The sequence below is a fragment of the Streptomyces sp. NPDC031379 genome (assembly GCF_055569615.1).
Window position 1 is genome coordinate 16,689 of record NZ_JBVIIT010000039.1, and the last position, 21,816, is coordinate 38,504.

Genomic DNA, 21,816 nt, shown 5'->3' on the forward strand with positions numbered 1-21,816 from the left:
GAGGGGGGGGGGGGTGTGTGATTCCAGGGAGGGATTGGTGTCTCGTCGGGACAACGGCGGGGGGAACGCAACCCCCAAAGATGGGGGGCGGGGGGGGGGGGGGGGGCCCCCCCCCCCCCCCCGCTCCAGGTGCCGCCGCGCACGCACCGGGCGGCAACCGCTCGGGTCTGTCAGACCGTCGCGGTGAAGGTGTAGCTTCCGGCGGGCAGGTGGTAGCTCGCCGCACCCGCCGGAACGGCCTGGGCCGGGGCGTCGACCGACTGCGGCCGCGAGGTGGGGACCGTGACCGTGGCGGAGGTGCTGACGGGCACCGTCACGTGCAGGGTCAGCTGTGTGCCGGAGACCGACCAGCTGCTTGCCGCGCCGCCGAAGGGTGTGTCGTACCTGCTGTCGGCGGAGGTCAGCCCGCCGCCGGGCCGTGGTGCGACGCGCAGGCGGGCGTAGCCGGGGCTCGCGGGACCGAGTCCGCCGACATGGCGGTAGAGGAAGTCACCGACCGAGCCGAGACCGTAGTGGTTGAACGAGTTCATGCCCGGGTCGTTGAACGAGCCGTCGGTACGGATGCCGTCCCAGCGCTCCCAGATCGTGGTGGCACCGTGGTCGATCATGTAGCCCCAGCCGGGGAACCCGCGTTGCAGCAGGATCCGGTACGCGGTGTCGGCGTGGCCGTGGTCGGCCAGCACGGGCAGCAGGTTCTCCACGCCGAGGAAGCCGACGCTGAGATGCCCGCCGGTCGCGGCGACCTTGGCGGCCAGCCTGTCCGCGGCCGGCTGGGCCAGGGACGTGGGAAGCAACTCGAAGGCCAGGGCCAGCACATAACCGGTCTGGGTGTTGCCGCGGACGGTGCCGTCACCCGTGACGAAGCGCGCGGTGAACGCCGCCGCCACCTGGTCGGCGAGCCGCCCGTACGAGGTGGCCTCGGCCGTACGTCCGGTGGCCGCCGCCATGCGCGAGACCAGCCGGGCCGACCAGGCGAAGTAGGCCGTGCAGACAAGGTCCTGCGCGGTGTTGTCGTTCACGTTGAGCCAGTCGCCGTAGGTCTGCCGATCGCGTATCAGGTCGCTTCCGGAGGTGCTGCGCAGGTAGTCGACCCAGCGCGCCATCGCCGCGAAGTTCCGGTCGACGACGGTGAGGTCGCCGAAGCGCTGCCACAGCGTGTAGGGGATGATCGTCCCCGCGTCGCCCCAGCCGGCCGTGCCGGAACCGCTGATCACCGCGGGCGCGACGTCGGTGAAGGCTCCGTCGGCCTGCTGGGCGTCCGTCAGGTCGTCGGCGAACTTGGCGAGGAAGGTGTGGGTGTCCAGGTTGAAGGTGGACGTCGCGCAGAAGGCGGCGATGTCACCCGTCCAGCCCAGGCGCTCGTCCCGCTGGGGACAGTCGGTCGGGATGGAGAGCATGTTGCTGCGTTCACCCCACACGATGTTGTGCTGGAGCTGGTTGATCAGCGGGTCGGAGGTGTGGAACGTGCCCGGCTGTGCGGCGTCCGTCCACATCGCGCGGCCGGTGACGGTGCCGTGGTCGGGGCGGAAGCCGTCCGGCAGGCCGGTGAGTTCGACGTACCGGTAGCCGTGGACGGTGAAGCGGGGCTCGTACGTCTCGATGTCCCCGGTGCCGGCGAGGGTGAACCGGTCGGTGGCCTGGGCGGCCCGCAGGTTGGTGGTGTAGAGCGTGCCGTCGGCGTCGAGGACCTCGCCGTGCCGGACGGTGACCGCGGTGCCGGCGTCGCCGCGGAGCGCGAGGCGGTTCCGGCCGGTGAAGTTCTGTCCCAGGTCGAAGATCCACACCCCGGGCTGCGGTTGGGTGACCGACACGGCCCGGAACTCGTGCTGGACGGTGACTCCGTCGTCGACCTGGGCGACCAGGTGGGGTACGGCCTTGTCGCGGACGGCCACCGCGGCCCAGCCGCCGTCGTCGAAGCCGGCGCCGTCCCAGCCGTCGATGTGCAGACGCGCGTCGTAGGTCTCCCCGTGGTACAGATCGTCCGCGGTGATCGCCCCCGTGGCGGTCTTCCAGCTGCCGTCCGTCGTCACCAGCTGGGTGCTGCCGTCGGTGAAGGTGATGAGCAGCTGCGCGGCGTACCACGGCTGTGTGCCGTACCGCTGGCTGCCGGCGAAGCCCAGACTGCCGGAGTACCAGCCGTTGCCCAGCCAGGCACCGAGCGCGTTCGTTCCCTGCCGGATCCGTGCGGTGACGTCGAAGACCCGGTACTGCACGCGCTTGGTGTAGTCGGTCCAGCCGGGGGCCAGCACGTCGTCGCCGACCTTCGCACCGTTGAGCCGGGTCTCGTGGAGGCCGAGCGCGGTCGTCAGCAGCCGGGCGGAGGCCACCGCTTTGCGCACGGTGAAGCTCTTGCGCAGCAGCGGCGCGGGCCCGACGACGCGTACGCCGGACCCCCAGGGGCCACCGCCGTACGACGCGATCGCACGCGCCGCGGGCCAGCCCCCGTCGTCGTATCCGGAGGTCTGCCAGCCGGAGGGCGCGTCCTGGGAGGCCTTCCACGACGCGTCGGTGACCACGGTCGGGCCACCCGTCACCGTCAGCTTGGCGATGACTCCGGCGGGGGACTGGCTCGAGTTGCGGCTCGCGATCGCGATCGTGTTGCCGCCGCTCGTGAGGTGGGCGGTGACATCGACCAGGGCGGCGCTCTTCCATGAGTCGGTCACCCGCGGCGAGGCACTCACCAGGGTCCCGTTGACCCAGACGTCCGCGGTGTCGTCCCCGGTGACCGCCAGGGTCGCGCCGGCCGGCGCACCGGTCAGCGTGAAGGTGCGCCGGAAGCAGCGGCTCTCGACGGGACGCCCCGACCCGGGATCACCCTCGGGGTACCAGATCCAGGTGGCCCCCGACAGGTCCGGTCCCGGCGGCCGGCCGATGAACGCGGCCCGCCACTCGTCCGCCGCGTTCTGCAGCCCCGTCTCGAACCACCGCGGTGTGCTCCACGAACTCGCCCGGCCTTGGGCGTCCCAGACCTGCACACGCCAGAAACACCGTGTCAGGCTGGTCAGGCGCCGGCCGGCGTAGGCGATGTCGATCTGCCGGCCGGACGGGACACGGCCGCTGTCCCACATGTCGCCGGTGCCGTCCGCCGTGGACGACACCTGGATCCGGTACCCGGCCTGCCGCTGCTGGGGCGCCGTCGAGTCGAGTGTCCAGCCGAACCGCGGCCGCGCGGCGTCGATCCCCAGCGGGCTGGTGCGGTGTTCCACGGTGCAGGAGGCCACGCTCAGCGGTGACGGGGCGGCGAGGTCGGGAGCGGTGACCCCGGTGCGCCAGGGAGCGGTCCCGTAGGCGCCGAGGTCCCGGGCGGCGGGCCAGCCGCCGTCGCCGAAGCCGGGCTGCTCCCACCCCTCGGGCACGTCCTTGCCCGCCGACCAGCCGGCGTCGGTGACGACGTCGGTGGTGCCGCCGGAGGTCAGCACCCGCACCCGCCCGATGACGCCGGCCGGGCCGCCCTGGTTCCGGCTCGCCAGCGCGATCGTGTTGGTACCCGGCGTCAAGGCGGGCCGCAGGTCCACGTACAGGGCGTTGCGCCAGGAGTGAGCCACTCTGGGGGACCCCGCCAGCGGCTGCCCGTTGAGCCACACGTCGACCGTGTCGTCGCCCGTGACGACGAGCTGCGCGTCGCTCACCTCGCCGTCGGCGACGGTGAATCTCCCGCGGAAGTAGCGGTGTCCGGCAGGGGCGTCGTCGGCCGGATCGCCTTCGGGGTACCAGATCCAGTGGGCCGGTGACAGACCGACGGGCGTGGCACGCGGCGTGCCGGTGGCTGCTCGGGCGGGGCCGGAGAGCGCCCCGACGGCGCCCGCGGCGAGGGCACCCGCGGTCAGTGCCGAACCCGCGCCGAGGAAGTGGCGCCGGCTGAGCGGGGGCCGGTCGTCCGGGGTGGGTGAGCCGGGGGTGGGGGGAGTTGTCTGACGGGCCAACGGAGTTCTCCTTCACACGGACCGGGCGAAGCAGGACGGCTCGCTGCAGGGAAGCTGGGTTGAAACGTTTCAAACGGGGAATGCGGTGGCAACGTACGAGAGTTGCCGGGGTCCGTCAATGGATCGCGGGGGTTCAGACGCGGGAAAGGTGGCGGCTCACGAGGGCCCGCAGCCGCTCCGCGTCCTGCGCGGAGCGCAGCCCGCGCCGGGGCAGCACCTCCACGAGCAGGATGTTCGGGTCACGGCTGAACAGCACCACGTGGTCGCGGGTCTCGCGGTAACCGCGGAAGACCGGCCAGCGCTGGACGAGCGTCACGAACGCGGTCTCGGTCGTGATCCCCGTCTCGCTCACGGACGTGCGGTACTCGCCCTGCCAGGAGACCGTGCGCAGCGCGTGGTGGGCCTGGAGGTGCGGAAGCGACCAGATCACGACGGCACAGAAGACGGCGGTCACCAACGACACCGCGGACCTTTCCGGCGCGGTCACCGACAGCACGGCTCCGACCCCGAACAGCCCCGTGAGGCCCCACCGGAGAAGGTGGAGGCGCCGCCGCCGCTCACGCAGCCGGACGCCCGCGAGCAGGTCGGCGCGCGTCGGCCGGTAGACCAGCTCGACCGTGTCCTGCCGTCCGTCCCGTTCCATGTCCATGACCATGGAACCGGATCGTAGCGCCCGTGCCGGCCACCGTGATCAGCCGCGTCCCGCAGGGCCGCCGCACGCCCCGGACGGCGTGAGGACGCGCCGAAGCCAGCGGCGTCGCGCGTCGCGGGCGTCCTGGCTGAGAGCCGCCCGGGGCGCGAAGGTGTCGAACCCGTGGAAGGCGCCGGGCCATACGTGGAGTTCGGCCTGGCCACCGGCCTGCCAGAGCACGTCGGCATAGGCCACGCCTTCGTCCCTGAAGGTCTCGGCCGACCCCACCTCGATGTAGGCCGGGGGAAGCCGGGAGACAGATCCGTGGCGCGGGCCGGAGCCGCGTAGGGTGGCAGATCCGCGGCGCCGTACCGCTCGCCCAGCAGGGCCTGCCACGCCGTGGTGTTGGACGTTCGGTCCCAGAGGTCGACGCCTGCCATCTGATGGCTGGAGAACGTGTCGTTGCGGTCGTCGAGCATCGGGCACAGCAGCAGTTGCCCGATCGGCGTGGGCCCGCCCCGGTCACGGGTGAGCAGGGCGAGAGCGGCCGCCAGTCCGCCACCGGCGCTCTTTCCTCCGACGATGACGCGGTCCGCGTCGATGCCCAGTCCGGCGGCGTGCTCGGCCACCCAGACGAAACCGGCGTGACAGGCCTCCAGCGGCCGCGGGTACGGGGCGCGCGGTGCCAGCGGATAGTCGACGGAGACGACGGCCAGCCCCAGCGGGAGAGCCCATTCGCGCAGCAGCCGCGGAAGGACGGACCACGCGTTGCCCATGATCATCCCGCCGCCGTGCATGTAGTACAGCAGCGGCAGCGGGCCGGCCATCCCGGCCGGCCGCGCGCTCACGAGCGTGACCTCCCGCCCGCCCGGCGCTCCCGGCACGCGCACCTCGGTCACCTCGAAGCGGCCGTCGGCCTCGAGGTCCCGGACCGTCGGCCGGGGCCGGGCCGCGGCATCCCGTTCCTGCCGGGCGGCGAGGTTCTCCGCGGTGAAGGGCTCCCGCGCCTCCTGCCCCAGAGCCGCCAGCGCCGCACCCAGTTCGGGGTCGAAAGGAGGCGCGGCACCGGCCGTCGAGGCGGGTCCGGGCTCCGACGGCACGCCACCGGCACTCATGACAGGCCATCCCGACGGGCGAGGGAACACCGGCCGGCACCCCGGCCGCGACGGCTCGCCGGCGGCACGTACGGGTGGGTGCGAAACGCTCGCGCGAGATGCATGCGGGGTAGTCAATCACCCCGCCCGAGCGGGCGTGCCGGACGAGTCGGCGCACTTCGGCGGTCGTGGCCGGCGGAGTGCGGCATCACGCACGTCACGTAGACGGCCGTCGGCGGTGCCGGCCGGTTCGGCCCCGCACGGCCCGGCCGGAGTTCCGTGCCACCCTCACAGTGCCCGTGCGATCAGCAGGGCCACGTCGTCGTGGTCGTCGGGATGGCGCAGGCCGTACAGCAGGAGATCGCAGGTCTCCTCGAGCGGCCGGCGGGGCTCGTCGAGGAAGCTCAGCAGGACGTTCAGGCGGTCGTCTATGGGGTGCTGGCGGGTCTCGACGAGGCCGTCGGTGTAGAGGACCAGCAGATCACCGGGGCTCAGTTCGACCGTCGTGGCCTCGAACCGGATGCCGCCGACACCCAGCGGGGCCCCGGCGGGCAGCTGGAGGAGGGCGGGAGCGCCGCCCGGGTGCGCGAGGGCGGGCGGCATGTGTCCGGCGTTGGCGATGGTGCACTGCCTGGTGCGCGGGTCGTACACCGCGTACAGGCACGTGACGATGTAGTGCTCCAGATCGCAGGTGACCTTGTCCAGGTGCTGGAGCACCTCCCCGGGCGCGAGGTCGAGTTCGGCGTAGGCGCACGTGGCCGTGCGCAGCCGGCCCATGGTGGCGGCGGCGTCGATGCCGTTGCCCATGACGTCACCCACCACGAGAGCGGTCTTGTCGTCGGCCAGCGGGATGACGTCGTACCAGTCGCCGCCGACTTCGCTGGTGGCCTGCGCGGGCTGGTAGCGGGAGGCGACCTCCAGACCCGTGTGGTGCGGCGAGTGGTCGGGCAGCAGGCTGCGCTGGAGGGTGAGCGCGGTGTTGCGGACACTCTGGAACCAGCGCGCGTTGTCCATGGCCACGGCGGCACGGCCGGCCAGTTCGCCGGCCAGGATGACATCGTCCTCGTCGAACGGCGCCGGGTTGAGGGTGCGCTTGAGGTCGAGGGCGCCGATCACCTCGCCATGGGCGATCAACGGCACGGCGAGATACGAGTGGACCCCGGCGCGGGCCAGCAGGGCGCCGGCCTCGGCATCCCGGGCGATGCGCGGCAGATCGCGCTCCCCGACATGCCGGACCATGACCGGCCGGCCGGTGTGGACGCACAGGGTCACCAGACGGTCGCCCTCGTAGGCCGCGAGGTCACCCGGCGGGTCCGCGGCGCGCAGCGCGACGGTGGGGTGGGCGGCCTTGAGGGCGAGCGCCCGGAAGATCTCCGGGCCGTTGTCGGGTCTGCGCATGCGACGGCAGGCCAGCGCGGAGTCGAGGACGTCCACGGCGACCACGTCGGCCAGCGCCGGGGCGGCGATCTCGGCCAGCTCGTCGGCGGTCTGCTGGACGTCCAGTGTGGTGCCGACCCGGGTGGAGGCGTCGGCGATGAGCGCCAGCCGCCGCCGCGCCCGGTCCGCCTCGCCCGCCGCGCGGTGCCGTTCGGTGACGTCGACGACCGAGGCGGCCGCGCCCAGGGTCCGGCCACCGGGATCCTCCAGGCGGTAGAACGACAGCGACCAGGCGTGCTCGTGGTCCGGATCGGCCGGGGGACGGCCCACGTGGTACTGGTCGAGGAGGGGCGTACCGGTGGTGAGCACCTGACGCAGGGCGGACTCGACGGTTTCGACGTCCGGGAAGGGCAGGGTCTCCCGCAGGTGGCGGCCGATGTGGTCCTCGGCGGGGATGCCGTCGATACGCTCCAGTGCCGGGTTGACCAGCAGGTACTTGAGATCGGGATCCAGGAGGGCCAGACCGATGGGGGACTGGTTGATCAGCCGCTCGCACAGGGCCAGGTCGGTCTCGACGCGCTGCAGCAGGGTGTGGTCGGCGGCGATGCCGAGGGCGTAGACGTCCCCGAGGTCGTCCAGCAGCCGCATGGTGCGGAACTCCGTCAGACGGCTGCTGCCGTCCTTGAGCCGCACGGGAAACGCGCCGGCCCAGCCCCGGCCGGTCTGCAGCACCTCCTCGAACAGGCTCACCACGGCCTGCAGATGTTCGGGGTGGATGAGCAGGCGTGCCGCGTGCTTGCCGAGTGCCTCCTCGGCGGAGTAGCCGAAGAGTTCCTCGGCCTGTGGGGTCCAGAAGACCACCCGCCCACGCGTGTCCAGGGCCACCGCGGCCACGCTGAGCAAATCCAGCAGGCCGGTCGGCCGGGGCAGCTCGGGGCGCTGCCCGTCGTGGCCGGTCTCGAAGGAGTCCACTGCCATCCCGGATCCACCTCCACCGGCCGGTCGGCCGGCCTCGCTGGGTCGACGTCACCCTGGCCGCGCCTCTGCGTGACCGAGGACCGGTCCTTCCATGCTCCCTCCGTCGCCGCGCGGACCCAAACCCGACGTCGGCGGCCCGTGCGCACATCGGGGATGCGCGCATCGGGAACACACACATCAGGAACATAAGGCCCATCGGGCCCATAGTGGTGTATGGGTGGAGCTGATGGAATCTGCGCGCAGGGGTACGGCCGCGTCCACGTCCGGGGGACCGGGCGATCTCTTCGACGCGTCCACCGACGCGGCCGCGGTCATCTCGACGGACGGCGTCGTGGTCGGCTGGACCCGCAGCGCCGAGGCACTGTCCGGTTATCCGGCATCGGAGGTCGTCGGCGGCACCGTCACAGGTCTGCTGGCCATGCCCGAGGACCCGGTACGGGTCGCGGGCATCGCGGAGCGGTGCCGTTCCGGGAGCGGCTGGAGCGGGCTGATCACCGTACGACACCGTGACGGCCGCCGCATCGACGCCCATCTGCGGGTCTCGGCGTCCTTCCGTGTCGGTGCCGACGACTGCTTCCTGGTGTCGGCGCGCGAACAGAAGCCCCAGTGGACGATGGGCCAGTCCGTCCTCGACGGGTTCCTGACCCGCTCGCCGGTCGGCATGGCCGTCATGGATCCCCAGCTGCGTTACGTCTGGCTGAACGACACCCTGGAACGGTTCGGCGGAGTGCCCCGGGAGCAGCGGCTGGGACGGCGGCTGAGCGAGCTGCTGCCCGGCCTGCAGGCGGAGACCCTGGAAGGGCTGATGCGCAAGGTGCTCGTGACGGGAGTGCCGGTGACCGACTACGAGTACGTGGGGTGGAGCTGGGCCGACCCGCACCGCCAGCACGCCTACTCGACGTCCTTCTTCCCTCTCGTGGACGCCGACGACACCATCACCGGCGTCTGCTACATGGTCCTGGACGTCACCGAGCGCTGGAACGCCCGACAGCTGCTGTCGCTGGTCAACGAGGCGGGCACCAGCATCGGCAGGACGCTGGACGTGATGCGGACGGCCCAGGAACTCGCCGACTTCGCCGTCCCGCGCTTCGCGGACTTCGTCATCGTCGACCTGCTGGAACCCGTGCTCAGCACCGAGGGGCACGGAGCGTGGCTGACCGATGCGGGACCCGCTCCCGCCCGGCCGGTGATGCGCCGCGCCGCGATGCGCTCGGTGCGAGAAGGCTGTCCCGAGGCCGTGGCCGCGATCGGCGACAGGGTCGACTTCGTGCCGCCGCCCCACGACGCGACCCTGCTCATCCACGGCGAGCCGCTGCTCATCCCGGTCCTCGATCCGTCCGACGAACTGTGGGTCGCCCGGGAACCCGAGCGGACGGAACGCATCCGCGAGTTCGGGCTGCACTCGCTCATCGCCGCACCGATGCGGGCGCGGAACACCGCCCTGGGCCTCACCACGTTCGCCCGGTCGCTCAACCCGGTCCCCTTCGGGCCCGACGACGTCCTGCTGGCCCGGGAACTGGTGGCCCGAGCGGCGGTGTGCGTCGACAACGCCCGCCGTTACAGCAGGGAGCACTCGGCGGCCGTCACCCTGCAGCGCAGCCTGCTGCCGCCCGCCCTGACAGGTGGCACCGCCCTGGAGGTGGCCTCCTCCTACCGGCCGGCGGACCCGACCGGCGGCGTCGGCGGCGACTGGTTCGACGTCATCCCCCTGTCCGGCGCCCGCGTGGGCCTCGTCGTCGGGGACGTGGTGGGACACGGCATCACCGCGGCGGCGAGCATGGGGCGGCTGCGCACCGCCGTCCAGACCCTCGCCGACATGGAGATGCCCCCCGACGAGCTGCTCGCCCACCTCGACGACCTCGTGCTGCGGCTGAGCGACGAGGAGTCCGCCGTCGGCGCGACAGCCCGCACCACGGCGACCTTCATCGGCGCGACCTGTCTCTACGCCGTGTACGACCCGGTCACCCGGCGGTGCGCGATGGCCAGGGCCGGGCACCCGCCGCCCGTCGTCGTCGCACCCGACGGACACGCCTACTTCCCGGAGATACCCGCCGGGCCCCCGCTCGGACTGGGGGGAATGGCGTTCGAGGCCACCGAGATCGAGCTGCCCGAGAACAGCCTGTTCGGCCTCTACACCGACGGCCTCATCGAGGGAGGCGACCTCGACATGGAACGGGGCATGTCCCGGCTCGGGCAGGCGCTCACCCGGACCGAGGAGGACCTCGGCACGCTGTGCACGTCCGCGGTGCAGCAGCTCGTCCCGGTGCCCCAGCTGGACGACATCGCCCTGCTCCTCGCCCGCACGCGCGTCCTGGGCACCGACCACGTCGTCTCCTGGGACGTGCCGGTCGACCCGGCCGCCGTCGGTGACCTGCGAGGGCGGGCCACTCGCCAGGTGGGGGACTGGGGGCTCGAGGACCTGGCCATGACGACGGAACTCATCGTGAGCGAACTCGTCACCAACGCGATCCGCTACGCCGCACCGCCCATACACCTGCGACTCCTCCGCGACACCCGCCTGACCTGCGAGGTCGCCGACGCCAGCAGCACGGCCCCCCGGCTCAGGCACGCCCGGAGCACGGACGAGGGCGGCCGCGGCCTCTTCCTGGTCGCCCAGCTCGCCCATCGCTGGGGCGCCCGGTACACGGGCGACGGGAAGATCATCTGGGCCGAACAGGAGATCGCCTGAACTCGACGCCGAGCCGGGCGGGAGATCCCCCGGCCCCGAGGACCGAAGACGGGGGAGCGAAGACCGAAGACCGCCCGGATTTGCCTTCGAGTGCACTCCAGCACCCACACTGATCACGACACCCGCACTGATCGCGGGCACCCACACGGATCGCGGCGGAACACCTGCCGCGGACATCCACCGAGGACAGAACGGCGGCGGCTGATGGCAGCGACAAGCAGGGCGGGGCATCCTCTGCCGTACGACACCTACTGTGCGGCCGTCGCACGCGAGACCCTGCGCTTCGCGGAAGTGGCCAAGAGCGCCGACCCCGCGCGTGCCGTGCCCTCCTGCCCGGACTGGACCATGGCCGATCTCACCCTGCACGTGGGTGCGCTGCAGCGCTGGTTCTGCACCCTGCTGACCCGGCTGGTGCAGGAGCCTCCGCGCAGCCGCGACGTGGATCTGGGGCTGCCGGACGACCCGCGGGACCGGGCCGACTGGGTGGCGGCGGGCGTCCCCGACGTGGCGGCCGTGCTGCGGGCCACGGACCCGCAGGCGGCGATGTGGGCCTGGGGCGAGGACCAGCACGCGCGGTTCTGGGTCCGCCGGATGCTCTTCGAGACGCTTGTCCACCGGGTGGACGCCGAGCGTGCCGTCGGCCGGGAACCGGACATCGACCCCCTCCTGGCGGCGGACGGCGTGGACGAGTTCCTCACCAACCTGCCCCGTGCCGGACTCTTCGCGCCGGATGTGGACAAGCTGCGCGGCGACGGCGAGATCATCGCGTTCCACTGCACGGACGTCGGTGGCGCGACCGGCGAGGAATGGCGGGTGCGGCTGGACCCGGACGGCTTCCGTCTGCTGGCACAGGCGGGCGGTGAGCACGCGGAATCCGGGCCCGCGACGGTGGCGGTGCGCGGGCGGGCGGCGGGTCTCCTGCTGCTCCTCTACGGCCGGCGGTCCTACCGGGAGTCCGCCTTCGAGGTCTCGGGAGAGGCCGCGGTCCTCGACCGGTGGTTCGCCCGCACTGCCTTCTGACCCGCCGGGTCCGCGCTGCTCCGGTCCGCGAGGGAACCCCGCCCGGGCAGCGGTCACGCGGCCGCCGGCAGGGACGGCTTCGGCGGCGCGTCGGCGGGCAGGCAGACGGCGAGGGCCGCGGTGTCGTCCTGCGGGCGGTCGTGGCTGTAGGCCAGCAGGTCGTGGTGGAGCCGTTCCAGCAGGTCCCGGGGCGGCAGGGAGCCCCAGGAGCGCAACCGCTGGACGAGGGGGTAGAAGGCGCCGGCCGCGTCCCGCGTCTCCGTGACGCCGTCCGTGTACAGCAGGAGCTGGTCGCCGGGCCGGAACGGATAGGTGTCCACGTGGTACGGCTCCCCGAGCAGCATGCCGAGGTTCAACGGCGGAGCCGACCGCCCGCTGTCCAGCTCGCGCACCTCGCCGGGGCGGAGGAGGAGCGGGGGAGGGTGGCCGCAGTTGACGACGCGGACATGATGTCCGTCGGCGGGGATCTCGGCGAAGACGGTGGTGACGAAGCGCTCCTCCGTCTCGTTCCCGCCGAGCTGTGCCGCCCGGCGGCTCATGCTCGTCTCCACTCGGTCGGCCAGCGTGGCGAGATCGGGTTCGTCGTGCGCCGCCTCGCGGAACGCGCCCAGCAGGGCGGCGGCGGTCTCGACCGCGAGCAGCCCCTTGCCGCGGACATCACCGATGAGCAGCCGGACCCCGTAGGCGGTCGGGACGGCCTCGTACAGGTCTCCGCCGATGCGTGCCTCGGCGGCCGCTGAGAGGTAGAGGCTCTCCAGGACGAGGTTGCCGATCCGGTGCGGCACGGGTCGTAGCAGGACCCGCTGCGCGATCTCGGCCACGAACCGTACGTCGGCGAGCGTGCGTTCCCGGTGCGTGCGATGGGCGGCCAGGACCGTGCCGAGGGCGCCCACCAGGGCGGTGCAGACGTAGGCGGCCACGTAGTGGCGGTCCCACAGGTAGCCGACGGCCCGGCCCGCACAGCACGGGGTGCCGGCCAGCACCCCCTGGAAGAGGACGGCGAAGATCGTCACGCCGCCGACGACGACCGGTCCGTGGGCGAAGGCGGTCACCAGCGGCAGCGCGATCAGCACGAAGCTCACCGGCCAGTCCACGGGCGTCAGGGGCTCGAGCAGCAGCACGCCCGCGACGTACAGGGCCGGAAGCCAGCGCATCCACGCCGGGGGCGCGGGCAGCCGGATCCGGGTGAGCGTGCCGGCCTCCGGCCGCCTCCTGGTGTGTCCGTGCCTCACCCCTCGCCCCCGCGCGTGGACGCCGCAGGAGCTGCCGGGGCGTGGCGAGCGGGCGCACGGCACGCCCGACGGTTCGGCTTACGCGGCCTTCGCACACCGGACTCCTGTCACACGGCCCCGACAAGATCTCCAGCCTGCTGCGCGGGGCCGCGGCACACCGGTGATTGCTCCACCCAGCGGCATGTTCCGCCGCCTGCGGGACGGCCCGCGCCGGGTGCGTCCCGGGCCGACGTCCTCGCGGGGGCGTACAATATTCACCAAGTGAGGAATTACTGCTCTCCCGGAGAAGGGCAGGACTGCCATGGAACGGACCACGTGCTGTGTGGTGGGAGGCGGCCCCGCCGGCATGGTGCTCGCCCTGCTGCTGGCCCGGGCGGGTGTCGCGGTGACGGTGCTGGAGAAGCACGCCGACTTCCTGCGCGACTTCCGCGGTGACACCGTCCATCCCTCGACCCTCGCGCTCCTCGACGACCTGGGCCTGGCCGACCGCTTCGCCCGGCTGCCGCAGCGCCGGGTGCGTACCGTCCAGCTTCCGGTCGGACCCGGCCGCTCGACGGTCACGGTCGCGGACCTCGCCGTACTGCGCGGCCCCTACAACTACGTGGCGATGGTGCCCCAGTGGGACCTGCTGGACCTGCTCGCGGACGAGGCCCGGCGCGAGCCGTCGTTCGACCTGCGGATGAACACCGAGGCGACCTCGTTCCTGATCGAGTCCGGACGCGTGACCGGGGTGCGTTACCGCACCTGTGACGGCCGCACCGGCGAAGTGCGCGCCCTGCTCACCGTCGCCTGCGACGGCCGCGGATCGCTGGCCCGTTCCCGGCCCGAACTGCGACCGCGTCGCTTCACCTGCCCCATGGACGCCTGGTGGTTCCGCCTGCCCCGACACGAGGGCGACCCGCGCGGCCTCGTCGGCAGTGCGGGCGACCGGTTCCTGACCGCGATGATCGATCGCGGCGACTACTGGCAGTGCGCCGCCCTCATCCCCAAGGGCACCGACGCCCGGCGCCGTGCCGCCGGACTCGACCGCTTCCTGGCCGACTTCACCGCGGCCGTCCCCTGGCTCGCCGGCCGCACGCACGCCCTGCGCTCGTGGGACGAGGTCAAGCTCCTCGACGTACGCCTGGACCGGCTGCGCCGCTGGCACCGCCCCGGCCTGCTGTGCATCGGCGACGCGGCGCACGCGATGTCCCCGGTCTTCGGCATCGGCATCAACCTCGCGGTCCAGGACGCCGTGGCCGCCGCCCGCCTCCTGGCCGAGCCACTGCGCAGCGGTACGGTGCGCCTGCGCGACGTGCGCGGGGTGCAGCGCCGCCGCGCTCCCACCACGGTCACCACACAGACGCTCCAGCGGATGGCCCACGCCCGCTTCATCGCCCCCGTGCTGCGGGGCCGGTCGCCCTTCGGCAGCGCGGAACGGGCCGAGCGCGTCGCACGCCTGTTCACCGGCTCCCGATGGATGCGTCGGCTCCCCGCCTACTTCATCGCCTACGGCGCACTCCGGGAACGTCCCCCCGAAGCCGCCGTCCGGCGCCCGCACCGGTCGCAGAGGTGAGGGGCTGTCCCCGAACGACGACCGGGCGGCGGCGGGGTTGCCTATATTCCTGTCCATGCCCGACATACAGCTGCTCCGTCCGGATCACGCCCCCGCGCTGCTCGCCTTCGAGCAGGAGAACCGGGCGTACTTCGCCGCGTCCATCCCGGACCGGGGCGATGACTACTTCGCCCGGTTCGACGAGCGGCACCGTGCCCTGCTCGCCGAACAGGAGGCCGGAATCTGCTACTTCCACGTGCTGGTCGGCACCGGAGGCGAGGTGCTGGGGCGGATCAATCTCGTGGATGTGGCGGACGGCGGGGCCGATCTCGGGTACCGGATCGCCGAGCGTGCCGCGGGCCGGGGGCTGGCGACCCGGGCCGTGCGGGAGCTGTGCGAGCGGGCCGCCGGCAGCTACGGGCTGACCTTCCTGCGTGCCGCGACCACGCTCGACAATCCGGCGTCGCAGACCGTGCTGACCCGCTCGGGCTTCACCGTCGTGGGCGAGACACAGCTCTCCGGTCGCCCTGGCCTGTCCTATCTCCGCAGCCTCGCGGACGGCCCCGCCGCGCCTGGCGCACCGGCCGCACAGGCCGGACCCGCCCCTGTCGCGTGAGGCCCCGGGCCGTGCGGGCATCCTTCTGCTTCGGGGGCGGCGGTGGTCAGGCCACGTCGGTGAAGAGGGGAAGGTAGCCGAGTGACTGCCCGGCCGCGGTGGGGTGGTACGACTCGGTGAGGTTCAGCCAGTCGACGCTGCGCAGCCAAGGGGTGGCCGAACAGATCTCGTGCCCGGCGAAGGCGGTCCGGACGTCGGCGAACGTGAACCCGTGGTCGGCGGCGCGCTCGGCGATCACGCTGTTGAGATGGTCCACGGCCTCGTTGAGCGCGGCCCTCTCCGTGTCGTGCAGGCCACCCCGGCAGGCGCCGTGGAGCTGGTAGAAGTGCGGATAGCCGAGCACCACGACACGGGCGGCGGGTGCCTTGCTCCGGATGGCCGAGTACAGACGATCGAGGTCGGCCGGGAGGGTCCCGTTCATGAAGGAGTGCGCGCGGGCGATGGACGACATGCACATGGTGGTGCCCGGCAGCAGGCAGGTCGCCATGACGCGGGCGTAGCCCGAGTCGCTGCCGCCGACGTTGATGCTGACCAGGTCGGTGCGGGGACTGAGCGGGCCGAGCTGCTTCGCCATGACCTCGCCGGTCCCGGCGCCGTTGCACGCGGTGAAGCTGAACGACGCGGCATGCTTCGCGGCCCACAGCACGGGGTAGGCCCGGCTGCTGCGCATACAGCTCGTGCCGGAGGCGAGGTAGCTGCCGGCTCCGACACCGGCCGCGTAGGAGTCACCGAGGGCCACGTAGTCCCCTACGGCTCTGCCGGGTGCCGCCGGCGCCTTCGCGGGACCGGCGAAGGCGCAGGCGGCCGCGAGCAGGAAGGCGGACGCACACGACACTATTCGGGACCGTCTCATGACTCTGCTATAGCGCGGCCGGAGCGTGCCCACCCGTCGTGGCCGTCCGCCCCGCTCATCCGTGTTGACAGATCACCGAGTGGATGCCGCTGCGCGGACGCCCGGTACCGGAGGGAGCACCGGCCGTCCGACGGGGCACGGCCGCGCGCCGTCGCCTCGCCGGGATTCACCCGGTGAGCCGTCACCCGTCCGCCCGGAGCGGGGCGCGAGCGAACCGGGAATGCGGCGGCGCCCCGCCGTGTTGCCAGGGGTGACATGCCCTGGGCAAGACAGGGTGTGTGAAGGGAGAACCCCATGGCACGCAACACCGTGCGTCCCGTCGTCAGGCTGAAGTCGACGGCAGGGACCGGCGTCACCTACGTGACGCGAAAGAACCGTCTGAGCGACCCGGACCGGCTCGTGCTGCGCAAGTACGACCCGGTCGTCGGCCGGCACGTCTCCTTCCGCGAGGAACGCTGACCCCCGACGCCGACCGGCGTCCGCACCCGAGCACGAGGAGAACCCAGCCATGAAGGTCCGCAAGTCCCTGCGCTCGCTGAAGTCCAAGCCCGGCGCCCAGGTGGTGCGCCGCCGCGGCGTGGTCTTCGTCGTCAACAAGAAGAACCCCCGCTTCAAGGCGCGCCAGGGCTGATCGCGGCGGGGGGGGGGGGGGGGGGGGGGGGGGGGGGGGGGGGGGGGGGGGGGGGGGGGGGGGGGGGGGGGGGGGGGGGGGGGGTTCCGTCGACACCCCCCCCCCCCCCCCACCCCCCCCCCCCCCCCCCCCCCCCCCCCCCCCCCCCCCCCCCCCCCCCCCCCCCCCCAGGGCGCGGCCCCGCTCGTGACGACTGGGCAGGGCCTCCCCCCTCACGGGGGGCAGCGGCGCGGGGACCTCAGGGAGCGATGCCGACGCCGTCGATCCTGCTCCAGGACCTCTCCTGGGCGGCGGTCATGGCCGGCCAGTTCAGGCCGCCCGGACGGGCCTCGACCCGTGAGGCGTAGGGGGCCGGGCGGAAGTGCGGGTCGTAGAAGCAGCCGGTGCCGTAGACGCGGTCGAACGCCGGGCAGGACGCCGCGACCGTCCGCGCCGTGGGCTTCCTGCCGGAACGGACCCACCGGTCCAGCGCCGAGAGGGAGTTGGCGTACTCGGCGTCGCTCAGCGCGCTGTGCTCGCTCTCCCTCGTGAACGTCTGCACCAGGTACCGGCCCCGGTGGGCGCCTTCGAGGGTGGCGCGATAGGCCGCCTCGTGCTCCACGAACGCCGTCGGGTCGTCGATGGCGTGCATCGTGAGGAGGGGGATCGACACCCTGCCGGTGAGGTCGCTGTCGTAGGAGAGATCGCGCACGGCGGCCGGATCGGCCGCGAACCGCTCGACGCCCGCGTTGAGGGCCTTGTCGTCGTGCGAACCGGAGTACCGCACACCCCTGTTGCCGAACGGGTCACGGCCGCCGAGGCGGTCGGTCACCATGTCGCGGAACGTGAACGTGGCGAACCGCAGATGCGACTCCAGAGTGCGTTCCGGGATGCCGGTCACCGCCAGGATGTCCTCGAGGTTGCGCTGCTGCAGAGCGGTCCGCTCCCGCGGGGCCGATGCGTAGCCGGTGCACTCCTGCAGCCGGGCGCGCAGTCCCGTGGTGGTCATCGTCGATCCGGCACGCAGGCCCTGCCACAGCGGGTACTGCGGTTCGGCCGGGCGGGGATGGTTGTGGCAGTAGTACTGGTAGACCACGCGCAGGTCGACGCGGTAGTCGTAGCCACGCGAGCCGCCCGCCAGGACACCACTGGTCAGCAGCGCACCGTCGTACGGGCCGTGCTGTGCGCCGTACGTCTCGACCACCTTGGCGGCGACGTCCCCGCCCCAGGACTGGCCGTGCACATACGTCCGCCTCGGCGTGCCGAACTCCTCGACGAACAGGCGCCGTACGTTCTCGGTGTCCTCGGCGGCCATCCGGGTTCCGTAGCCCCCGCGGCGATACGACGAACCGGCCCAGGCATAGCCCTCCTTCACCACCACCGACCAGCGGTCCAGGTCGCCGACGCTGCGCCCGGGGTCCGAGCCCTCGCCGAGGTCGGGTCCTCCGTGCGCGTGCACCACGAGCGAACCGTTCCACGCCTTGGGCACGGCGATGGCGTAGTAAGCGCCGTTGCCGTCCTGGCCGGTGAAGCACGCGGCCGTTCCCGTCAGGCTAACCGGGCAGGCGGTGGACACCGCAGGACCCGGGTCGGCGTGAGCGGCCGGCGCGCTCAGGAGGGCGCCGGCCACGATTCCCGCGAGGCACGCTGCCTGCCCCGCACGACGCCGTGCGCCGGACAGCAGCCGTCGGGGGACGCGTACGAACGTGTCCAGGCTGACCAAGGCGCGGCTCCTTGTCCTCAGGGGGCGCACCGGTGCGCCACGGGGGGATGCTAGGGACGGGGCGGGGCGGACGGCCACGCCCCTGACCATTGCGGTCATAGTGTTCGCATCGCCGCCGTGCCCTGGGGCTGCGGGGGCACGGGGAGAGCACGCCGTCGGGGAGTGACACGTGCTACGCGCGTGGTTCCCGCGACCGGCGCCAGGTGATAGACACAGCGGGGTCACAGTTCCTGTCCGCCAGCAGGAAGGTTGCTGCCGCATGTCTGCAACACGCCGTCAGGTCCTGGCCAGAGCCAGCGCCGTGGGAGCGGGTATCGCCTTCACCGGGGCCCTGTCCGAACTCTTCGCGGGCACCGCCGCCGCGCAGAATCTGGGCCACACCGGCTACGGTCCGCTCGTCCCCGATCCGAACGGCCTGCTCGACCTGCCAAAAGGTTTCCGCTACACCGTGCTCTCCCGCGAGGGCGACCAACTCCGCTCGGGAGAGGGGCGCGTCCCCTCCAACCACGACGGCATGGCCGCCTTCGCCGGCAGAGGGGGCCGCACGCACCTCGTCCGCAACCACGAGAACCGCGTCACCGCGAAGATCCCCGTTCCCACCGTCAGCGGCCTCACCTACGACCCGGCGGGCAAGGGCGGCTGTACGGCCCTGACCCTCGACGCGGACCACCGCGTGCTGTCCGAACGGGTCGCCATCGCCGGTACGGCCGTCAACTGCGCGGGCGGCCGCACCCCGTGGGGCACTTGGCTGACCTGCGAGGAGACCGAGGACAGGGCGGGCACCAACGGCTACACGAAGGACCACGGCTTCATCTTCGAGGTCCATCCCACCGACCCGCACCGCACCGGCGCGGTCCCGCTGACCGCGATGGGCCGCTTCCAGCACGAGGCGATCGCGATCGACCCGCGCAACGGCATCGTCTACGAGAGCGAGGACGCCTTCGACAAGCCGTTCGGCCTCTTCTACCGCTTCCTGCCGAACAAGCCGCTGGGCGGCGTGGGTTCGCTGCGCGCGGGCGGCCGGCTCCAGGCGATGCGGGTGCCCGGCGTCCCGGATCTGTCGACGATCCAGGAGACCGGCGCGCACTTCGACGGCATCGAGTGGGTGGACGTACCCGAGCCGGGGGCCGTCTCCACGCCCACCCGGTTGCAGGACTACGGCCCCGGGGGCATCACCCACGCGCAGAAGCTGGAGGGCTGCTACTGGGGCGGCAGCTGTGTGTACTTCGTGTCCTCCTTCGCCCGCAGCGCGGACGGCTCCGCGGCCGACCACTACGGCCAGATCTGGCGCTACGACCCGGCGCGCCGCCGGCTGACCCTGGTCGTCGTGTTCGGCCCGGGCACCGATGTGCAACTGCCCGGCGAGTCCCCGGACAACATCTGCCTCGCCCCCAGCGGCGGCCTGATGGTGTGCGAGGACGGCAACGGCGCCCAGCACGTCTTCGGCGTGACCCGCAAGGGCGAGGTGTACGCGATGGCCCGGGGGCGCCAGAACATCGGGACCGCGCAGGAGCCCGAGTGGGGCGAGTTCGCCGGGGTCACCTTCTCCCCGGACGGCTCGACCATGTACGTCAACTGCTACACGCCCGGCACCACCTTCGCGGTCACCGGCCCCTGGCGCAGGTGAACCCACGGTGCCGTCAGGCGGTTTCCGGCCCGTCCGCCCCTGTCCCGGTCGTCGTCGTGTCCGTGAGGGAGTCGAAGGCCAGGCCGCTGGAGCCCTCGCCCCGGCCGGTGCCGCGGCGGGCGCCGAGCCAGACCGAGACGCGTCCGTCCCGCCACCGGCTGCGGTTGTAGGCCAGCGACAGCCGGGTGCCCGTCTGCGGTACCTCCTCCTCGTTGATGAAGTACTGCTTCCCGCGGTCCAGCCCCTCCCGCAGCAGTGAGGTCCGCGGCGGCACGGGGCGGCCGTCGACGGCGCTGGGCATCGCGGCCCGCTGGAGCCGGATCGCCCGGTCCTGCTCGGGCACATGCACCGGGATGAAGGGGATCCAGTGCTCCGGCACGGAGTTCATCGCCCGGTAGGCGACGGCCGCCGCGGGTTCCGGCGGGGTCGGGGGCCGGCGCAGGCGAAGCCGGTGGGACAGCTCCTCGGCGGAGATCTCCGTGCCCCGCCGGGCCGTGCCCGTCGCGGTGGGCACGGTCGCCTCGACGCCCCACACCGTGTTGGCGTTCTCGTCCCGGGCGAGCACGACCTCCTCCAGCGCCGGGCCCTCGGCCACCGGCACGACGCCGGGCAGCAACAGCCCCGTGTCGGCGGGCACGCCGCCGACGTCCACGCCGCGGACGTCCACGCTGTCGAGGGTGAACATCGACCAGCACTGCCAGCGCGCCTCCGTGCCCGACCCCGCGGGCGTGATCCACCGTTTCTCGCCGAAGACGTCCGTGACGGCCAGCCCGCGGATCGACGCGTACGTCCCGGCGGGCAGATCACAGGGCAGCTGGTACCAGTCGTTGCTGTAGTCGAGCGCGAAACTCCAGGAAGACCAGCCGCGCCAGGTCGGTGCTGTCGGGGGTCACGGCGGCGAAGTTGGTACGCCCGTCCTCCACGGCCCACCATCGCGCGAGCGGCATCCCGGAGAAACGGACGGGCGCCGGGAAGACCGTGCGGTGGAAGGACAGTGCCTGCGGCGCCGTACCGCCGAGCGAACCCTCGGGGTCGACGGAGAAGTCCTGCCAGTCCAGCGTGCCGCCGGGGTACTCCCGTACGGCCGGCGTCTTCTCGCCGCCCCCGCCGCCGACCTCGGGCGCACGGACCGCGACCGAGAAACGGTGTTCCAGCCGGGCCGGATCCCAGGTGGCGTTGGTCGTGCCGAGCGAGGCGTTCTGCGACGGCTGGTCGATCAGCCGGTCGAACCAGGCGACGAGGCGGGCGCCGAGCGTACGCAGCTCCGTGCGATGCAGCCCCAGCAGGCCGCTGATCCCCTCGGCCGCGTCCCCGCCGCCCTTGATGTGCCGATAGAGCGCATACCCGTCCATCCGGCGCCTTCGGTCGTCACGTCGGCCACTGTCTCTCCCGCTGTCTCCCGAGTGCGGACGCCGCTTCACCCCTGAAGGAGGGCCGCCTGCTCCGCACCCGGGGGTAGGGCCGGGGCGGACGGCTGCCCCTGCGACCCGTACGGCTGCCCTCCGAGTGCGTCGCGGCCGGCCGGGGGCGAGGGTGGCGCTATGCCCGAGGTGATCGTGTACCCGCCCGCGGAGGACGGGGGCCGTCGTGTCCGCGTCGGCCGTTCCTTCGCCGGGATGGCGTACACGATCATCGACATCGTCGAGTTCCTGCGGGCGGCCGGTCTGGAGGACGTCGAACCGGACGACGTGTCGAGCGCCGAGTGGATCGAGTGGCGGGGCGGCGGCCCGCAGACCTGGATCGCGTGAGCGTCGGGGGACCGCGGAGCGCCACGTCCGCCCGCCCGCTCCCTCGGGCCGCTTGCCCGGCGACGAATCGACGCCGATGCGCCACTTCACCCGCCCCGGGCCCGGTGTGTGACCAATAACCGTGCCCTGTCGGCTGCAACTGGTCACCGAGCCCCCCTGCG

General features: G+C 72.8%; 17 protein-coding genes and 1 pseudogene. 9 read left to right on the forward strand and 9 right to left on the reverse strand.

Annotated features, from left to right (window positions below; all coding sequences use genetic code 11):
- Positions 1-170: 170 nt before the first annotated feature.
- The 4 genes and pseudogenes from ACZ5CW_RS38290 to ACZ5CW_RS38305 form a co-directional block, all read right to left on the reverse strand.
- A complete protein-coding gene (locus ACZ5CW_RS38290) occupies positions 171-3,923 on the reverse strand; it encodes a family 78 glycoside hydrolase catalytic domain (protein ID WP_468609917.1) in 3,753 nt (1,250 codons plus the stop codon).
- Between the two features lie 133 nt (positions 3,924-4,056).
- A complete protein-coding gene (locus ACZ5CW_RS38295; protein WP_468609919.1) occupies positions 4,057-4,578 on the reverse strand; it encodes a YcxB family protein in 522 nt (173 codons plus the stop codon).
- Positions 4,579-4,614: 36 nt separating this feature from the next.
- Positions 4,615-5,669: pseudogene (locus ACZ5CW_RS38300) on the reverse strand (alpha/beta hydrolase fold domain-containing protein).
- 267 nt (positions 5,670-5,936) lie between these two features.
- Complete coding sequence (locus tag ACZ5CW_RS38305; protein WP_468609921.1) at positions 5,937-8,003, reverse strand: SpoIIE family protein phosphatase; 2,067 nt, start codon at positions 8,001-8,003, stop codon at positions 5,937-5,939.
- 226 nt (positions 8,004-8,229) lie between these two features.
- On the opposite strand from ACZ5CW_RS38305, the gene ACZ5CW_RS38310 reads away from it, so the two are divergent.
- Both ACZ5CW_RS38310 and ACZ5CW_RS38315 read left to right on the forward strand, forming a co-directional pair.
- A complete protein-coding gene (locus tag ACZ5CW_RS38310) occupies positions 8,230-10,692 on the forward strand; it encodes a SpoIIE family protein phosphatase (protein ID WP_468609924.1) in 2,463 nt (820 codons plus the stop codon).
- A 204-nt stretch (positions 10,693-10,896) separates the two neighbouring features.
- Positions 10,897-11,712 carry a maleylpyruvate isomerase family mycothiol-dependent enzyme gene (locus tag ACZ5CW_RS38315; protein ID WP_468609926.1) on the forward strand — a complete coding sequence of 272 codons (816 nt, stop codon included), beginning with the start codon at positions 10,897-10,899 and terminating at the stop codon, positions 11,710-11,712.
- A 53-nt stretch (positions 11,713-11,765) separates the two neighbouring features.
- Here ACZ5CW_RS38315 and ACZ5CW_RS38320 read toward each other — a convergent pair whose 3' ends face one another.
- Positions 11,766-12,866, reverse strand: a complete 1,101-nt coding sequence (locus ACZ5CW_RS38320) for a PP2C family protein-serine/threonine phosphatase (RefSeq protein WP_468609986.1) — start codon at positions 12,864-12,866, stop codon at positions 11,766-11,768.
- Positions 12,867-13,245: 379 nt separating this feature from the next.
- Between ACZ5CW_RS38320 and ACZ5CW_RS38325 the strand changes: the two genes are divergently transcribed.
- Together ACZ5CW_RS38325 and ACZ5CW_RS38330 are read left to right on the forward strand one after the other, a co-directional pair.
- Positions 13,246-14,499 carry an FAD-dependent oxidoreductase gene (locus ACZ5CW_RS38325; RefSeq protein WP_468609928.1) on the forward strand — a complete coding sequence of 418 codons (1,254 nt, stop codon included), beginning with the start codon at positions 13,246-13,248 and terminating at the stop codon, positions 14,497-14,499.
- A 55-nt stretch (positions 14,500-14,554) separates the two neighbouring features.
- On the forward strand, positions 14,555-15,094 hold the full coding sequence (locus ACZ5CW_RS38330) for a GNAT family N-acetyltransferase (RefSeq protein ID WP_468609930.1): 540 nt from the start codon (positions 14,555-14,557) through the stop codon (positions 15,092-15,094).
- A gap of 46 nt (positions 15,095-15,140) precedes the next feature.
- On the opposite strand, the gene ACZ5CW_RS38335 is transcribed toward ACZ5CW_RS38330, so the two are convergent.
- Positions 15,141-15,947, reverse strand: a complete 807-nt coding sequence (locus tag ACZ5CW_RS38335) for an SGNH/GDSL hydrolase family protein (RefSeq protein ID WP_468609932.1) — start codon at positions 15,945-15,947, stop codon at positions 15,141-15,143.
- 294 nt (positions 15,948-16,241) lie between these two features.
- On the opposite strand from ACZ5CW_RS38335, the gene rpmG reads away from it, so the two are divergent.
- Together rpmG and ykgO are read left to right on the forward strand one after the other, a co-directional pair.
- The gene (gene rpmG / locus ACZ5CW_RS38340; protein WP_468609934.1) at positions 16,242-16,406 is read left to right on the forward strand and encodes a 50S ribosomal protein L33; all 165 of its coding nucleotides are present in this window, start codon (positions 16,242-16,244) and stop codon (positions 16,404-16,406) included.
- A gap of 49 nt (positions 16,407-16,455) precedes the next feature.
- Positions 16,456-16,578, forward strand: coding sequence for a type B 50S ribosomal protein L36 (gene ykgO / locus ACZ5CW_RS38345; RefSeq protein ID WP_054244622.1), 123 nt, complete (start codon positions 16,456-16,458; stop codon positions 16,576-16,578).
- Positions 16,579-16,816: 238 nt separating this feature from the next.
- Here ykgO and ACZ5CW_RS38350 read toward each other — a convergent pair whose 3' ends face one another.
- A complete protein-coding gene (locus tag ACZ5CW_RS38350) occupies positions 16,817-18,271 on the reverse strand; it encodes a hypothetical protein (RefSeq protein ID WP_468609988.1) in 1,455 nt (484 codons plus the stop codon).
- 268 nt (positions 18,272-18,539) lie between these two features.
- Here ACZ5CW_RS38350 and ACZ5CW_RS38355 point away from each other — a divergent pair, with 268 nt between their 5' ends.
- Positions 18,540-19,907 (forward strand): alkaline phosphatase PhoX, encoded by a 1,368-nt coding sequence (locus ACZ5CW_RS38355; RefSeq protein ID WP_468609937.1) that lies wholly within the window; start codon positions 18,540-18,542, stop codon positions 19,905-19,907.
- 13 nt (positions 19,908-19,920) lie between these two features.
- Here the strand turns inward: ACZ5CW_RS38355 and ACZ5CW_RS38360 are convergent, their stop codons facing one another.
- Complete coding sequence (locus ACZ5CW_RS38360) at positions 19,921-20,574, reverse strand: hypothetical protein (RefSeq protein ID WP_468609939.1); 654 nt, start codon at positions 20,572-20,574, stop codon at positions 19,921-19,923.
- 10 nt (positions 20,575-20,584) lie between these two features.
- Here ACZ5CW_RS38360 and ACZ5CW_RS38365 point away from each other — a divergent pair, with 10 nt between their 5' ends.
- Positions 20,585-20,743 carry a hypothetical protein gene (locus ACZ5CW_RS38365; protein WP_468609941.1) on the forward strand — a complete coding sequence of 53 codons (159 nt, stop codon included), beginning with the start codon at positions 20,585-20,587 and terminating at the stop codon, positions 20,741-20,743.
- Here the strand turns inward: ACZ5CW_RS38365 and ACZ5CW_RS38370 are convergent.
- Entirely contained in the window at positions 20,711-21,259 is a 549-nt protein-coding gene (locus tag ACZ5CW_RS38370; RefSeq protein ID WP_468609943.1) for a hypothetical protein, read from the reverse strand. The two genes, ACZ5CW_RS38365 and ACZ5CW_RS38370, sit on opposite strands and share 33 nt — an antisense overlap.
- Positions 21,260-21,448: 189 nt before the next feature.
- Here ACZ5CW_RS38370 and ACZ5CW_RS38375 point away from each other — a divergent pair, with 189 nt between their 5' ends.
- Complete coding sequence (locus ACZ5CW_RS38375; protein WP_468609944.1) at positions 21,449-21,655, forward strand: hypothetical protein; 207 nt, start codon at positions 21,449-21,451, stop codon at positions 21,653-21,655.
- Positions 21,656-21,816 lie beyond the last annotated feature (161 nt).